The organism is Bacillus sp. LR_5 (assembly GCF_042709275.1).
In genome coordinates this window covers 1-13,372 of the sequence record NZ_JAVAXX010000184.1, presented here as the reverse complement: position 1 = coordinate 13,372, position 13,372 = coordinate 1, and the positions used below count along the sequence as shown (strand labels likewise).

Below are 13,372 nucleotides of genomic sequence, written 5' to 3'. Positions count from 1 at the left end.
ATATTCATACAAAAAAAGACACGTGCCCGATAGCAGCTGTGTCTTTTTTTATCTAGTTATTCATATATTTCTCAAATACATCCCCAAAATCCTTAATATGATACTGCGAGCGAACGGATGTCAGCCAAGTAAATCCGAATTCGGTCAGCTCTTTGTATTGCGTTTCAATATTGACGTGCTCAGGGCGGGTATGGTGAAGAATCGTCACTGCTTTATCTAAGCTTTGCTCCGCTTGATTGATTAAAATGTCATTTTCATAGGTTGTTTCAGCGATGCGAAGCAGTGCTTTATAAAGGTCTTTTAACTTTTCAATCTGGTCTTTGTGGACATCAATGTCGAATTGTTCACCGCCCAGCTTGAACTTAATTTCAACATCCAAATCCACTTTTCCGGCAGTTTCAAGAAAAACGTCAGAGATTTTATATTGCGAATAAGGATAGCGTTTCAACGTTCGTTTCGAGGAAGTGGCGCGTTCGCCGTCTACATGGATCAGGGCCAGGTTCGTAAAGCAATACTCGTCTGCTTTTGTTTTAATCAAGAAATAAATTTTCTCATTATCTTCATGCATGACATAATCATCTGCGTCTGTTTTGTCATAGTCCTGAGGTTCGATAATTTTTCCGATATCAGATAAGCCCAAGGCATCTGCCGCAATTTTTTTGAACATCTGTATACGTCCTTCCTATTCAATTTGTCACTTCATTGTAGCATGGCGCGTTTCTGACAGGCTATAAAGGTTTACCGGGAAATCGCCTCCGGGTAAAAGGGTGGAGAATAATTCTATTTCCTGTGCAGAGACTATCAACAAGGAGGTATATGATGTTCTCATTCATCGTTCACGTCTTCATTTCTTTATTCGCAGTATCTAATCCGATCGGAAACGTACCGATATTTCTGACGCTGACAGAAGGCTATACTGCAGCGGAAAGAAAAGCGATTGCCCGGAAGGCAGCTATTTTATCCTTTTTTATTCTCGCAGCTTTTTTGGTTTTCGGCCATCTTATCTTTAAACTGTTTGATATCAACATTCACGCGCTCCGAGTGGCGGGCGGCATATTCATTTTCGGCATTGCCTATAATCTATTGAATGCGAAAGAATCACACGTGCAATCTCTTCACCATGATGAACATAAGGAAAGCAAGGAAAAAGCGGATATATCAGTCACACCTTTATCCATTCCGATTATTGCTGGGCCCGGAACGATTGCAACAGTGATGAGCCTTTCCGCCGGTCATAGCGGCATTGGTCATTATGTGGCTGTCATGATCGGCATAGCCGCCGTTATTGCCCTGACCTTTCTCTTTTTCCACTATTCTGCTTTTATCAGCAGCAAACTCGGAAAAACCGAGATGAATGTGATTACCAGACTGATGGGATTAATCTTAGCTGTGGTTGCGGTCGGGATGATTGGTGCCGGGCTGAAAGGCATGTTTCCGGTCTTAACCTCATGATGCAAAAAGCAGCTCTCTTATTTTAGAGAGCTGCTTTCTTTTGTTTTCGGCACATACCGAAAGACTTCCTCACTCTCAAAAAATTCAATCAACCTGCTCAGCCAATCATAGTAATGAAGCCATTCTTTTAATTCATTCAGCAGCTGATTGACTTTCTCTTCCGCTTCCGGGGTAAGCCCGTCCCTTTGTAAAAGATCACTCAGCTCCCGGTTTAATTTTTTATACAGCACTTTGTTTTTGCTCACGACCTTTGTCCAATTCGCCGCGAATAAAGAAATGAAGGTTTGATAATAATCCTGCTCGACGTCATAAAGGTCTTTTCGTACGCCTTTTTCAAACACCTTTTCGGCGATATTGGCATCGATCATTTCCCGGACAACCTGGCTCATCCGTGTTTTGCTCATGCCCGTTGCCTCAGAGAGCTCGCTTAAGGTCATTGGTTTTCGATTCATATAAATAATTCCGAGCACACGTCCGACAGTTGAAGGCATTCCAAACGTATGCATATTTTCGGCAATCTTCTCAATGAGATGCTCTTCAGCATGTTCAATGATGTCGAGAGCGGTTTTTTTCACAGCTGATCATCCCTTCAAATGGCAATTGATGGTGTCAATATATCATATTTCTTCCTGATGTTGAAAATAGCTGAATGCAGAGGAAGTGGGAGGTATCCGGCGTAATTGTAAGAACACCCTTTCCGTCTCGGTCATAACAATAAATAATCTATAAATAACATATAATTTCAACACATTGTAAACTTTTTATTTTACAAAGTTCAAACTATAATAAGGATTATACTTTTCAGAAAATTTAAAGGAAACCTGCGGAGGTGCACGGATTGCTGAAATTGGAACAAGTGTCAAAAGTATATAAAGGCGGCAAAAAAGCTGTGAACAGCATTGATTTAGATATTGCCAAAGGTGAATTTATCTGTTTTATCGGCCCGAGCGGCTGTGGAAAAACGACGACGATGAAGATGATCAACAGACTGATAGAACCATCGTCTGGAAGGATTTTTATCGACGGAGAAAATATTATGGAACAGGACCCGGTTGAGCTGAGGAGAAAAATCGGCTATGTGATTCAGCAGATTGGTTTGTTCCCCCATATGACCATCCAGCAGAACATCTCACTCGTACCAAAGCTGCTGAAATGGCCTGAGGAAAAGCGGAAAGAACGGGCGCGCGAGCTGTTAAAGCTTGTGGATATGGGCCCAGAGTATTTAGACCGTTATCCGCATGAGCTCAGCGGCGGACAGCAGCAGAGAATCGGCGTGCTGCGCGCCCTGGCAGCGGAACCCCCTCTCATTTTAATGGATGAACCGTTCGGAGCGCTTGATCCGATTACGCGTGATTCCCTTCAGGAAGAATTCAAAAAACTGCAGAGAACCTTAAACAAAACTATTGTGTTTGTAACCCACGATATGGATGAAGCGATTAAGCTTGCTGACAGGATTGTGATATTAAAAGCGGGAGAAATCGTTCAAGTCGGCACACCTGATGAGATTCTTCGAAACCCGGCAAATGAGTTTGTTGAAGAATTTATCGGGAAAGAGCGCCTGATTCAGTCAAGACCGGATATCGAGCGGGTAGAGCAAATGATGAACAGAACGCCGGTGACGGTATCTGCGGACAAAACGCTTTCTCAGGCGATTCAGCTGATGAGAGAAAAACGTGTTGACTCGCTGCTCGTTGTGGACCGGCAAAACGTGCTGAAGGGCTATGTTGATGTGGAAATGATTGATCAAAACCGCAAAAAAGCGAGCATCGTTGGCGACGTATACCGTTCAGATATATATACCGTTCAAAAAGGGGCGCTTCTTCGCGATACAGTCCGAAAAATTTTGAAGCAGGGGATCAAGTATGTTCCGGTGGTCGATGAACAGAACCATTTAGCAGGGATTGTGACAAGAGCGAGCCTCGTTGATATCGTATACGATTCCATTTGGGGCGACGAGGAAAACCAGCTCATGACGATCTGACCAGGGGAGGAGCTCTTTTAAGATGAATCAAATGATGACTTTTTTGCAAACGAACGGCGGAGAGCTGTTGTATAAAACAGGAGAGCATTTATATATTTCACTCATAGCCGTTGTATTGGGCATTATCGTTGCAGTGCCGCTCGGCGTTGCTCTTACCAGAATGAAAAAAGGCGCAGGTGCGGTTATCGGTTTCGTAAACATTGTGCAAACCCTGCCGAGTCTGGCGATTTTAGCCTTTTTTATTCCGCTTCTCGGCGTAGGAAAAGTGCCTGCGATTGTCGCTTTATTTTTCTATTCGGTACTGCCGATCCTGCGCAATACGTATACCGGCATTAAAGGTGTAAATAAAAACCTCCTGGAATCGGGGAAAGGTATTGGCATGACCGGCTGGGAGCAGATTCGGCTCGTTGAAATCCCGCTGGCGATTCCCATCATCATGGCGGGGATCCGCACATCAACGATCTACCTAATTGGCTGGGCGACACTTGCGTCGTTTATCGGGGGAGGCGGCCTCGGGGACTATATTTTTATCGGACTGAACCTATACCAGCCTGAATATATCATTGGCGGTGCCGTGCCTGTCACAATTCTGGCAATTATTATTGATTATGTTCTGGCTGTGACAGAACGAAAGGTGACGCCGAAAGGCTTGCAAGGGATGAAGGAAGTATCGTAAGGAGTTGGCACTGTTGAAAATGACAAAAATCAAATGGCTTGGCGCGTTTGCTCTCGTCTTTGTCATGCTGCTAGGCGGCTGCTCTCTGCCGGGTCTAGGCGGCGCTTCTGACGATACGATCAAAATCGGGGCGCAGAGCATGACAGAATCAGAAATTGTAGCGAATATGATCGCGCAGCTTATTGAACATGATACAGATTTGAATACTGCTTTAGTGAAAAACCTCGGCTCAAACTATGTTCAGCACCAAGCGATGCTGGGCGGTGACATTGATATTTCAGCCACGCGCTATTCCGGAACAGATTTAACAAGCACCCTCGGCAAGGAAGCGGAGAAAGATCCGAAAAAAGCGCTGAACATTGTGCAGAACGAGTTTCAAAAGCGCTTTTCTTATAAATGGTTTGATTCCTACGGCTTTGATAACACATATGCCTTCACCGTAACAAAAAAGTTTGCGGAAAAGGAGCATATTAACACCGTGTCTGACCTGAAGAAAAATGCTTCCCAATATAAATTAGGCGTCGACAATGCTTGGCTGAAACGAAAAGGCGACGGGTATAAAGGCTTTGTCAGCACATATGGCTTTGAGTTCGGCACAACTTATCCAATGCAGATCGGGCTAGTCTATGACGCAGTCAAAAACGGGAAAATGGATGCGGTTTTGGCTTATTCAACGGATGGACGGATTAAAGCATATGATCTGAAAATCTTAAAAGACGATAAGCGTTTCTTTCCGCCGTATGACTGTTCACCGGTGATTCCGGAAAAGGTGCTTAAGGCGCATCCGGAACTTGAAGGTGTGATCAATAAGCTGATTGGGCAAATCGACACGGAAACGATGCAGGAACTTAATTATGAGGTGGATGGCAAGCTGAAGGAGCCGTCTGTCGTAGCAAAGGAATTTTTAGAGAAACATCATTATTTTGACTAAGAAAAGAGGTGGATCATATGGAAGTACTACAGCAGCTTGGCACATACTATTCGCAAAACGGCGGTTACGTGCTGCAGGAGTTTTACCGCCATTTTCTGATGTCGGTGTATGGCGTTTTATTTGCCGCCATTGTTGGAATTCCGCTCGGCATCCTGATAGCCAGATACAGAAGATTAAGCGGATGGGTTTTTGCGGTCACGAATGTCATTCAGACCATCCCGGCTCTCGCCATGCTCGCCGTGCTGATGCTTGTCATGGGGCTGGGCGCTAATACGGTGATATTGTCATTATTTCTGTATTCTCTTCTGCCGATTATCAGAAATACGTATACTGGGATTATCAGTATTGAGCACGCCTATCTTGAATCCGGAAAAGCAATGGGGATGACAAAATTTCAAGTGCTGCGGATGGTCGAGCTTCCGCTTGCGCTTTCTGTCATAATGGCCGGCCTGCGCACCGCGCTTGTCATTGCCATCGGCATTACGGCCATCGGGACATTTGTCGGTGCTGGCGGTCTCGGGGACATCATCGTCAGAGGATCAAACGCCACAAACGGAACCGCGATTATATTAGCGGGAGCGATCCCCACAGCTCTGATGGCGGTGATTGCCGATTTGGTCATGGGCTGGCTTGAACGAGCATTAAGCCCGATTAAAAAGAGAAAGAAGAAAAATCTGGCAGGTGCCGCATAAGAAAAAACGCCTTGTAATGACAGGGCGTTTTTTACGGCTTCGGCACATATTTAAAAATTTCTTCGCTCTCAAAAAACTCAATCAAACGGCTGAGCCAATTATAATAATCAAGCCATTCCTTTAATTCTTTCAGCAGTTCATTCACTTTTTCTTCCGCTTCAGGAGTAAGCTCTTCATCCAACACGCTAAGCAGTTCCCGATTGAGTTTTTTATGCATCATTTTGTTTTTGCTGACGACTTTGCTCCAGGTGGCTGAAAACAGCGTGATAAATGTTTGATAGTAGTCCTGCTCAACCTCATATAAATCTTTTCGCACGCCTTTTTCGAACACCTTCTCGGCAATGTTGGCATCAAGCATTTCCCGCACTACCTGGCTCATGCGTGTTTTGCTCATGCCGGTAGCCTCAGATAATTCCGTAAGCGTCATCGGTTTTCGATTCATATAAATAATGCCCAGCACTCGTCCGACGGTAGAGGGCATTCCAAATGCATGCATGTTTTCCGCGATTCTTTCTATAAAATGGTCCTCGGCTTGTTCAATGATCGTTAACGGATCTTTCTCCAACGGTTTCATCCTTTCAGCTAACAATTCCGATGTCAATATACCACATTTTTGATACGGCGAAAATGCTGTCAAAAGAGAATTTGGCAGGAAATTGGAGCAATAAGGAGATCAACACACGTCAATGCGGGTAAATCAGCGTTTACACATACTTTATAAATAATATGAACAAATTGTAAACTTTTTATTTTATAAACTTTATTCTATAATGGGAAGCATTCAATTGTCTGAAAAATTAAATTTAAACTGAACAAATTGAATAAACTTAATTTTGGAGGTGCGATGTTTGCTGACATTAGAAAATGTCTCGAAAACATACAAGGGCGGCAAAAAAGCTGTGAACAACGTAAATCTTAAGATTGCAAAAGGCGAATTTATCTGCTTTATTGGGCCGAGCGGCTGCGGAAAAACGACAACAATGAAAATGATTAACCGATTAATTGAGCCTTCCGCCGGAAAGATTTTCATTGACGGCGAAAACATCATGGACCAGGATCCTGTAGAGCTCAGGCGCAAAATTGGCTATGTGATTCAGCAGATCGGCCTGTTTCCCCATATGACCATTCAGCAGAATATCTCACTCGTCCCAAAACTGCTGAAATGGCCGGAGCAGCAGCGGAAAGAGCGGGCGCGTGAGCTTTTAAAATTGGTCGATATGGGGCCAGAATATTTAGACCGTTACCCTCATGAATTAAGCGGGGGGCAGCAGCAGCGAATTGGTGTATTACGGGCACTTGCCGCGGAGCCGCCGCTTATCTTAATGGATGAACCGTTTGGGGCACTCGACCCGATTACGAGGGATTCCCTCCAGGAAGAATTTAAAAAACTGCAAAAAACCTTACATAAAACCATCGTATTTGTTACCCACGATATGGATGAAGCGATTAAGCTGGCAGACCGGATTGTGATTTTAAAAGCGGGAGAAATCGTTCAAGTTGGAACGCCCGATGACATTTTAAGAAATCCGGCAGACGAATTTGTTGAGGAATTTATCGGCAAGGAGCGGCTGATTCAGTCATCCAGCCCGGATGTTGAACGGGTTGACCAGATTATGAACACACAGCCTGTAACGATCACCGCGGATAAAACGCTTTCTGAGGCCATTCAGCTGATGAGGCAGGAACGGGTCGATTCATTGCTGGTCGTCGATGACGAGCGCGTTCTGCAAGGCTATGTCGATGTTGAAATCATTGATCAATGCCGGAAAAAGGCCAATCTCGTCAGTGAAGTTTTACATGAAGATATATACACAGTACTGGGCGGCACACTGCTGCGCGACACGGTCCGCAAAATTTTAAAACGGGGTGTCAAATATGTTCCCGTTGTGGATGAAGACCGACGCCTGATCGGAATTGTGACGAGGGCAAGTCTGGTCGACATCGTGTATGACTCCCTCTGGGGAGAAGAAAAGCAGCTCGCAGCATTGTCATAGGGAGGAGCGATAAGTCATGCATCATATTGTTCAATTTTTGCAAACCAATGGGGGCGAGCTTCTTTATAAAACATACGAGCATATTACGATATCGCTCATTGCTGTGATCTTAGGTGTGCTGGTTGCCGTCCCCCTCGGGGTTGTGCTTACCAGAATGAAAAAAGGAGCCGGCACCATTATCGGCATTGTCAATATCATTCAGACGCTGCCGAGTCTGGCCATCCTCGCTTTTTTTATCCCGCTCCTTGGTGTAGGGAAGGTTCCGGCCATTGTGGCTTTGTTTTTCTATTCCGTATTGCCGATTCTTCGCAACACGTATACCGGCATTCGCGGCGTCAACAAAAATCTGCTCGAGTCTGGTAAAGGCATCGGAATGACGCCGGCTGAACAAGTCCGCTTGGTGGAGCTGCCGCTTGCCGCGCCAGTGATCATGGCGGGAATCAGAACATCGACGATTTACTTAATCGGCTGGGCCACGCTTGCTTCCTTTATCGGAGGCGGCGGATTGGGTGATTACATTTTTATCGGACTGAATTTATATCAGCCGGAATATATCATCGGGGGCGCGGTACCTGTCACGATATTGGCAATTGTGATTGATTATGTGCTGGCAGTTGCTGGACGAAAACTGACACCTGCCGGCATGCAGAGATTGAATGAATTGTCATAAGGAGGCGGCTCATGAAAAGAAAATATCTCAAATTAATGATAGGTTTAGCACTTGCGGCAACGCTGACGCTGAGCGGCTGTTCGCTTCCTGGTCTCAGCGCTGCTGCAGACCAGACCATTAAAATCGGCGCGCAAAGCATGAGCGAATCAGAAATCATCGCCAGCATGCTTGGCCAGTTGATCGAACACCATACTGATCTCAAAACAACAACGATTAAAAATCTTGGCTCCAACGCGGTGCAGCAGCAGGCTTTAATGAACGGGGAAATCGACATTGCGGCCACAAGATATACGGGAGACGCGCTGACAGGCACGTTGAGAATGGAACCTGAAAAAGATCCGGACAAAGCGCTGGCGCTTACTCAGCGGGAGTTTAAAAAAAGATATGATTTAAAGTGGTATGACTCCTACGGGTTTGATAATACATATGCCTTTACAGTCAGCAAGGAGCTGGCCGACCAATACCATTTAGAGACCGTATCAGACGTTAAAAAATGGGCGCCGCAATTAAAGCTGGGCGTTGATAACTATTGGATGAAGCTCAAAGGAAACGGCTATCAGGATTTTACGAAAACCTACGGCATGACATTCGGCGGCACGTATCCGATGCAGATCGGCCTTGTGTACGACGCGGTGAAAAGCGGAAAAATGGACATTGTGCTTGCGTATTCAACCGATGGAAGAATCAAGTCCTATGGTCTCAAAATGCTAAAGGATGATAAACAATTTTTCCCGCCGTACGACTGCTCTCCGGTTGTTCCGGAAAAGGTGCTCAAAGAACATCCTGAGCTTGAAGGCATCATCAAGAAAATGCTCGGAAAAATCGACACAGCCACGATGCAGGAGCTTAACTATGAAGTCGACGGCAATCTCAAAGAACCGTCTGTCGTTGCCAAGGAATATTTAGAAAAACATCACTACTTCGAATCGTGAAAGGGGGAAGAGGTCAATGAACGTGCTTGAACAGTTAATGACGTATTACGCGCAGAATGGCAGTTACGTCATGGATGAATTCGGCCGCCACTTTCTCATGTCGGCTTACGGCGTTTTATTTGCCGCTGTCGTCGGGGTTCCGGCCGGAATCCTCATCGCGCATTTTCGCCGTTTGTCAGCCTGGGTGTTTGCCGTAACAAACGTTATTCAAACAATCCCGGCGCTCGCTATGCTGGCCGTCTTAATGCTTGTTATGGGGCTCGGCGCAAATACCGTGATTCTATCATTATTTCTGTATTCCCTGCTGCCGATTATTCGAAACACGTACACAGGCATTATCAGTATTGAACATGCCTACTTAGAATCGGGAAAAGCAATGGGCATGACGAAATTCCAAGTACTCAGAATGGTTGAGCTCCCGCTCGCACTTTCTGTCATTATGGCGGGCCTTCGCACGGCTCTCGTCATTGCCATCGGAATTACAGCGATCGGCACATTTGTCGGTGCCGGAGGCCTTGGGGACATGATTGTCCGCGGCTCAAACGCAACAAACGGAACTGCGATTATTCTAGCCGGAGCGATACCAACTGCGGTGATGGCGGTAGGGGCGGATTTGCTCATGGCTTGGCTGGAGCGGGCATTAAGTCCGGTGAAGAAAAAAAGAACCGGGGCGAAACATGTTCAATCAGCTGCATAGAATAGAAAAAGAGGCTGGAGTCCAGCCTCTTTTTTCTATTTAAATCGTAAACTGACCCATCTTCTCATTAAGCTCATTGGCCAGCTGCTCAAGCTCTTCAGCATTTAGAAGCACTTGATCCATCGAATGGGCGGATTGCTCAGTTATTGAAAATGTTTCTTCAATGCCGGCGGCCGACTCTTCGGATACAGAAGCGATATTTTCAATCGATTGATTGATAGTAATCGATTGGTTTGTTAACTGCTTCAGGCCATCCGTTACTTCCTTAATGCTGTCTGCAACATGAGTGACGGATTGCTTGATATGCCGCATAGCCTGCCCGGTGTCTGTCAGGTTTTCCGTTCCTTTTTCGACTTCTGTAAAGCTGCTTTCCAAGTACGTAATGACAGTGTGGATCTCCTCCTGTGTCCCGCCTACAATCCGGGTAATATCCTGCACGGAATCAGAAACGCCGTCAGCCAGCTTTCTGACCTCCTCTGCCACAACGGCGAAGCCTTTGCCGCTTTCTCCTGCGCGGGCAGCTTCAATCGCGGCGTTAAGGGACAGCAAATTCGTTTGCTCGGCAATTCCGTTGATGACTTGAACGAGCTTGTTGATATCCTGAGAATGCTGTTCCAGTGATCTCACTTTATGCACGGCTTCTTCAACAATATGATGGATGGTTTTCATTTGCTGTAATGACGTATCCATATTTTCGTTTCCGCTTACCGCGAGTTCGAGAACGTTTTGAGACGTATCGCTGATGGTGATGCCGTGATTATAGGCTTTATCAATGCTTTCGGTAAACTCATTCATCGATTCGGCAATCGTCACGGCGTCTTGGGCCTGCTGTTCAGAGCCCTCAGCCATTTCGTTCATCGTCTCGGTAATATGTTTGCTGCCGGATCTTGTTTCATTCGTTGCGGTTGCAAGCACCTGTGAAGAAGAAAGAACCCGGCTTGATATGTCTTTAGAATATCCGACAATATCTCTCAGATTCCCTACCATTTTTTGCAGCGCTTCATTCAGATCACCCAGCTCGTCTTTTGAGTTGAGCGGCTCCATATCGTTCGACAAATCGCCTTCGGCAATATGATTGGCAGATTCCTTCATGCGAATGATAGGCTTTACAATGTTTCGCGTGATATAAAGCCAGATGAAAATGCTGATGAGGATCGAAGCTGCCACAAGCAAAGCAGTGTAAATGAGCCCTTTATGATAGACGGCCTTCGTTTCTTTTACCGCTGTGTTGCTGCCTTCTTGATTTAAGTCAACAAGCTGAGTGATTGTTTTTTTCATATCCTCAAAGCTGGCCTCAGTTTGGACCAATAAACCTCTTGCTTTGTCCATGTCATTCGTGCGGCCGCTTTCGATAATTTGCGCATGAATATCCATATAGGTATTCACTTCAGTTTGAAGCTGCTCGAACAGTTTCTGCTCTTTATCAGTGGAGATCGTTTTTTCGTAGTTATCGAGCTTTTGGTTAATGTCTTCCATGATTTGATTCATTTCTTGATCAAGTGTATCCATTTTGCTTTTGTCTGTATAAATCAGAAAGTCCTTTTCTTTAGAAGACAGGTGCTCGGTTACATAATTAATTGAAGTGATTCCTTTGATGCCGTCAATCCATTTTGTGTTGATTTCATCTGTTTTTTGAATGATATGCTGCATATTAAGAACGCCTATTCCGCCTACAAGTAAATTGATCAGGATCAGTGTCAAAAATACCAGGCTGAATTTGCGGGAAATCGTCAGTCGCATATAGTGGTCTCCTTTAAAAACGTAATGTGTGGATGTACTATATATCGGCTGAGAAATCGTTTTTTTACCTGGGAAAAAATAAAAAACGGCTCTTTTCTCGTCTTTGAGATCAGAACCGTTTTAGCAATTAGTCAAGAAAGGAAGGGTCAATCCATTCAGTCGCCCATTTAGAAATCTCACCTAAAATGGGTGCCAGTGCCTTTCCTTTATCAGTCAATGAATATTCGATGCGAACCGGAGTTTCAGGGATGACATCCCGCTTCACTACTCCTTCAAGCTCAAGTTCTTTCAGCCGTTCTGACAGAACTCTGCCGCTTAGATTTGGAAGTGCTGCTTCAATTTCGCTAAATCGCTGAGACCCGTTCAAGAGCTGAAATACGATTAAAGCGACCCAGCGTTTACTTAAGATGTCGACTGCTTTTTCAAATCTAGGGCACATTTCTGATTGGTTCATACTTTTCACCTCGTCTGTTACTATTATAACGCAAATAACGAGGGAGGGTATGCAAGCGTGATTGATAAAATATAGAAAGAGAAACAGGGGATTATGAGGAAGAGGCGCGTTTTTTTGCTTCTGAAGACAAAAAATCGAAGTATTTGCTGAGATTTTCAATATCCTGCTTTGAGAGATGTTCCCATTTTTGACTATTGAAAATCGGGAGGTGCTCCGCTCCGCGCGTGACAGCCGTCTGGTAAATTTCATAAACGGATTGATAGCTTTCTGATGCTTCGCGGATTTCTTCAGGAAAGGCCTGAATATGGCCTGCGGCGGCCATTAGGTTTTCGTACGGCACTTTCAGGACGGCTGCCAGTTTTTTAATCGTGGCGGGTTTTGGCGTCCCGCGTTTGCCGTTTTCAATTTTTGAAATGGTGGCCGAGCTGATGCCTGAGTACACCGCAAGCTGATTCACTGTCAGTTTGCGGGCGCGGCGCAGCTCCCGTAATTGCTGTCCGAACGGTGACATGGTCTATCGCCTCACATTTCTATCAAGAGTCAGTCATCAGCAGACCGTTTTTTGGCTTCGTCTGAAATAAACGAAAAATAATGATCCAGCATGAGCAAATCTTCTTTATTGAGATATTGCCATTTTTCGTTCTCAAGAAGCGCAAGGTTTTTCAGGTCATAGGCCTCCGCTTTTTCGAGCAGCTTGCACTTCGTTTCGTAAGGGGCCTTGGCTTCATGCACTTCTTCGATGTAACCAGCCTTATACATAAGCCCCTCATAAGGAATTTTTAAGGCCTCTGCCAGTTTTTTGATGGTGGCAGGTTTGGGAACGCCCCGTTTTCCGTTTTCGATTCTGGAGATGCCGGCCGCGCTTACGCCTGAATAAGTCGCCAGCTGGTTGACTGTTAACTTTCTCTCTTCACGCAATGCCCGTAATTGTTCGCCAAAGCTTTCCATATATCTCACCCCGTCCCTCACTGTTACTCATATTTTAGTATGTTTATTGACTAAAGGGAATAGGTAGACTGGAAATGTATTGACAAAAGTTAACATAAGCCGTAATGTAAAAGTATAGAAAAAAGTTTTTCAGGAATGGAAGGTGAGGAAAGTGCCAGTAGAAAAGATACAGATTAGGCGTGATTATGTCTTGCAGTATATGGTT

General features: G+C 45.1%; 16 protein-coding genes. 9 read left to right on the top strand and 7 right to left on the bottom strand.

The genetic code is table 11. The annotated features are described in order from the left end of the window. Window positions 1-52 precede the first annotated feature (52 nt). Window positions 53-667, bottom strand: coding sequence for a PH domain-containing protein (locus tag RAC86_RS26300; protein ID WP_003228342.1), 615 nt, complete (start codon window positions 665-667; stop codon window positions 53-55). 149 nt (window positions 668-816) lie between these two features. Between RAC86_RS26300 and RAC86_RS26295 the strand changes: the two genes are divergently transcribed. Next, complete coding sequence (locus RAC86_RS26295; protein ID WP_080262594.1) at window positions 817-1,452, top strand: NAAT family transporter; 636 nt, start codon at window positions 817-819, stop codon at window positions 1,450-1,452. Between the two features lie 17 nt (window positions 1,453-1,469). Here RAC86_RS26295 and opcR read toward each other — a convergent pair whose 3' ends face one another. After that, window positions 1,470-2,027 (bottom strand): opuC operon transcriptional regulator OpcR, encoded by a 558-nt coding sequence (opcR, locus tag RAC86_RS26290; protein ID WP_003228345.1) that lies wholly within the window; start codon window positions 2,025-2,027, stop codon window positions 1,470-1,472. A gap of 263 nt (window positions 2,028-2,290) precedes the next feature. Here opcR and opuCA point away from each other — a divergent pair, with 263 nt between their 5' ends. Genes opuCA through opuCD form a run of 4 tightly spaced genes read left to right on the top strand, consistent with a single transcriptional unit; the run spans window position 2,291 to window position 5,732 of the window. Then, entirely contained in the window at window positions 2,291-3,433 is a 1,143-nt protein-coding gene (gene opuCA / locus RAC86_RS26285; RefSeq protein ID WP_003243370.1) for an osmoprotectant ABC transporter ATP-binding protein OpuCA, read from the top strand. A gap of 22 nt (window positions 3,434-3,455) precedes the next feature. Beyond that, a complete protein-coding gene (opuCB, locus tag RAC86_RS26280) occupies window positions 3,456-4,109 on the top strand; it encodes a glycine betaine/carnitine/choline/choline sulfate ABC transporter permease OpuCB (protein ID WP_003228349.1) in 654 nt (217 codons plus the stop codon). A gap of 19 nt (window positions 4,110-4,128) precedes the next feature. Next, window positions 4,129-5,040, top strand: coding sequence for an osmoprotectant ABC transporter substrate-binding lipoprotein OpuCC (opuCC, locus tag RAC86_RS26275; protein WP_015384655.1), 912 nt, complete (start codon window positions 4,129-4,131; stop codon window positions 5,038-5,040). 17 nt (window positions 5,041-5,057) lie between these two features. Continuing rightward, window positions 5,058-5,732, top strand: a complete 675-nt coding sequence (gene opuCD, locus RAC86_RS26270) for a glycine betaine/carnitine/choline/choline sulfate ABC transporter permease OpuCD (protein ID WP_014478003.1) — start codon at window positions 5,058-5,060, stop codon at window positions 5,730-5,732. 31 nt (window positions 5,733-5,763) lie between these two features. Here opuCD and RAC86_RS26265 read toward each other — a convergent pair whose 3' ends face one another. Next, window positions 5,764-6,297: a GbsR/MarR family transcriptional regulator gene (locus RAC86_RS26265; protein ID WP_014478002.1), complete on the bottom strand. Its 534-nt coding sequence runs from the start codon at window positions 6,295-6,297 to the stop codon at window positions 5,764-5,766. Window positions 6,298-6,580: 283 nt separating this feature from the next. Here RAC86_RS26265 and opuBA point away from each other — a divergent pair, with 283 nt between their 5' ends. Genes opuBA through opuBD form a run of 4 tightly spaced genes read left to right on the top strand, consistent with a single transcriptional unit; the run spans window position 6,581 to window position 10,025 of the window. Beyond that, window positions 6,581-7,726, top strand: coding sequence for a choline ABC transporter ATP-binding protein OpuBA (gene opuBA, locus RAC86_RS26260; RefSeq protein WP_042974790.1), 1,146 nt, complete (start codon window positions 6,581-6,583; stop codon window positions 7,724-7,726). A 16-nt stretch (window positions 7,727-7,742) separates the two neighbouring features. Then, window positions 7,743-8,396, top strand: a complete 654-nt coding sequence (opuBB, locus tag RAC86_RS26255; RefSeq protein WP_377886186.1) for a choline ABC transporter permease OpuBB — start codon at window positions 7,743-7,745, stop codon at window positions 8,394-8,396. Window positions 8,397-8,407: 11 nt separating this feature from the next. After that, the gene (opuBC, locus tag RAC86_RS26250) at window positions 8,408-9,328 is read left to right on the top strand and encodes a choline ABC transporter substrate-binding lipoprotein OpuBC (protein ID WP_038429639.1); all 921 of its coding nucleotides are present in this window, start codon (window positions 8,408-8,410) and stop codon (window positions 9,326-9,328) included. Between the two features lie 16 nt (window positions 9,329-9,344). Beyond that, on the top strand, window positions 9,345-10,025 hold the full coding sequence (gene opuBD / locus RAC86_RS26245) for a choline ABC transporter permease OpuBD (RefSeq protein WP_003228374.1): 681 nt from the start codon (window positions 9,345-9,347) through the stop codon (window positions 10,023-10,025). Between the two features lie 39 nt (window positions 10,026-10,064). Here opuBD and RAC86_RS26240 read toward each other — a convergent pair whose 3' ends face one another. The 4 genes from RAC86_RS26240 to rghR form a co-directional block, all read right to left on the bottom strand. Continuing rightward, entirely contained in the window at window positions 10,065-11,765 is a 1,701-nt protein-coding gene (locus RAC86_RS26240; RefSeq protein WP_377886185.1) for a methyl-accepting chemotaxis protein, read from the bottom strand. 127 nt (window positions 11,766-11,892) lie between these two features. Next, window positions 11,893-12,219, bottom strand: a complete 327-nt coding sequence (catR, locus tag RAC86_RS26235) for a catDE operon transcriptional regulator CatR (protein WP_003242888.1) — start codon at window positions 12,217-12,219, stop codon at window positions 11,893-11,895. A 91-nt stretch (window positions 12,220-12,310) separates the two neighbouring features. Next, complete coding sequence (locus RAC86_RS26230; protein ID WP_014480905.1) at window positions 12,311-12,730, bottom strand: helix-turn-helix domain-containing protein; 420 nt, start codon at window positions 12,728-12,730, stop codon at window positions 12,311-12,313. A 29-nt stretch (window positions 12,731-12,759) separates the two neighbouring features. Next, window positions 12,760-13,167 carry a transcriptional repressor RghR gene (rghR, locus tag RAC86_RS26225; RefSeq protein WP_014665397.1) on the bottom strand — a complete coding sequence of 136 codons (408 nt, stop codon included), beginning with the start codon at window positions 13,165-13,167 and terminating at the stop codon, window positions 12,760-12,762. Window positions 13,168-13,372 lie beyond the last annotated feature (205 nt).

Excerpts from the sequence above, each read along its gene's own strand:
- catR (WP_003242888.1), bottom strand. The coding sequence starts at position 12,219 with ATGAACCAATCAGAAATGTGCCCTAGATTTGAAAAAGCAGTCGACATC.
- opuCC (WP_015384655.1), top strand. The coding sequence starts at position 4,129 with ATGACAAAAATCAAATGGCTTGGCGCGTTTGCTCTCGTCTTTGTCATG.
- RAC86_RS26300 (WP_003228342.1), bottom strand. The coding sequence starts at position 667 with ATGTTCAAAAAAATTGCGGCAGATGCCTTGGGCTTATCTGATATCGGA.
- opuBB (WP_377886186.1), top strand. The coding sequence starts at position 7,743 with ATGCATCATATTGTTCAATTTTTGCAAACCAATGGGGGCGAGCTTCTT.
- opuCD (WP_014478003.1), top strand. The coding sequence starts at position 5,058 with ATGGAAGTACTACAGCAGCTTGGCACATACTATTCGCAAAACGGCGGT.
- opuCB (WP_003228349.1), top strand. The coding sequence starts at position 3,456 with ATGAATCAAATGATGACTTTTTTGCAAACGAACGGCGGAGAGCTGTTG.
- opuBD (WP_003228374.1), top strand. The coding sequence starts at position 9,345 with ATGAACGTGCTTGAACAGTTAATGACGTATTACGCGCAGAATGGCAGT.
- rghR (WP_014665397.1), bottom strand. The coding sequence starts at position 13,167 with ATGGAAAGCTTTGGCGAACAATTACGGGCATTGCGTGAAGAGAGAAAG.
- RAC86_RS26230 (WP_014480905.1), bottom strand. The coding sequence starts at position 12,730 with ATGTCACCGTTCGGACAGCAATTACGGGAGCTGCGCCGCGCCCGCAAA.
- RAC86_RS26295 (WP_080262594.1), top strand. The coding sequence starts at position 817 with ATGATGTTCTCATTCATCGTTCACGTCTTCATTTCTTTATTCGCAGTA.
- opuBC (WP_038429639.1), top strand. The coding sequence starts at position 8,408 with ATGAAAAGAAAATATCTCAAATTAATGATAGGTTTAGCACTTGCGGCA.
- RAC86_RS26240 (WP_377886185.1), bottom strand. The coding sequence starts at position 11,765 with ATGCGACTGACGATTTCCCGCAAATTCAGCCTGGTATTTTTGACACTG.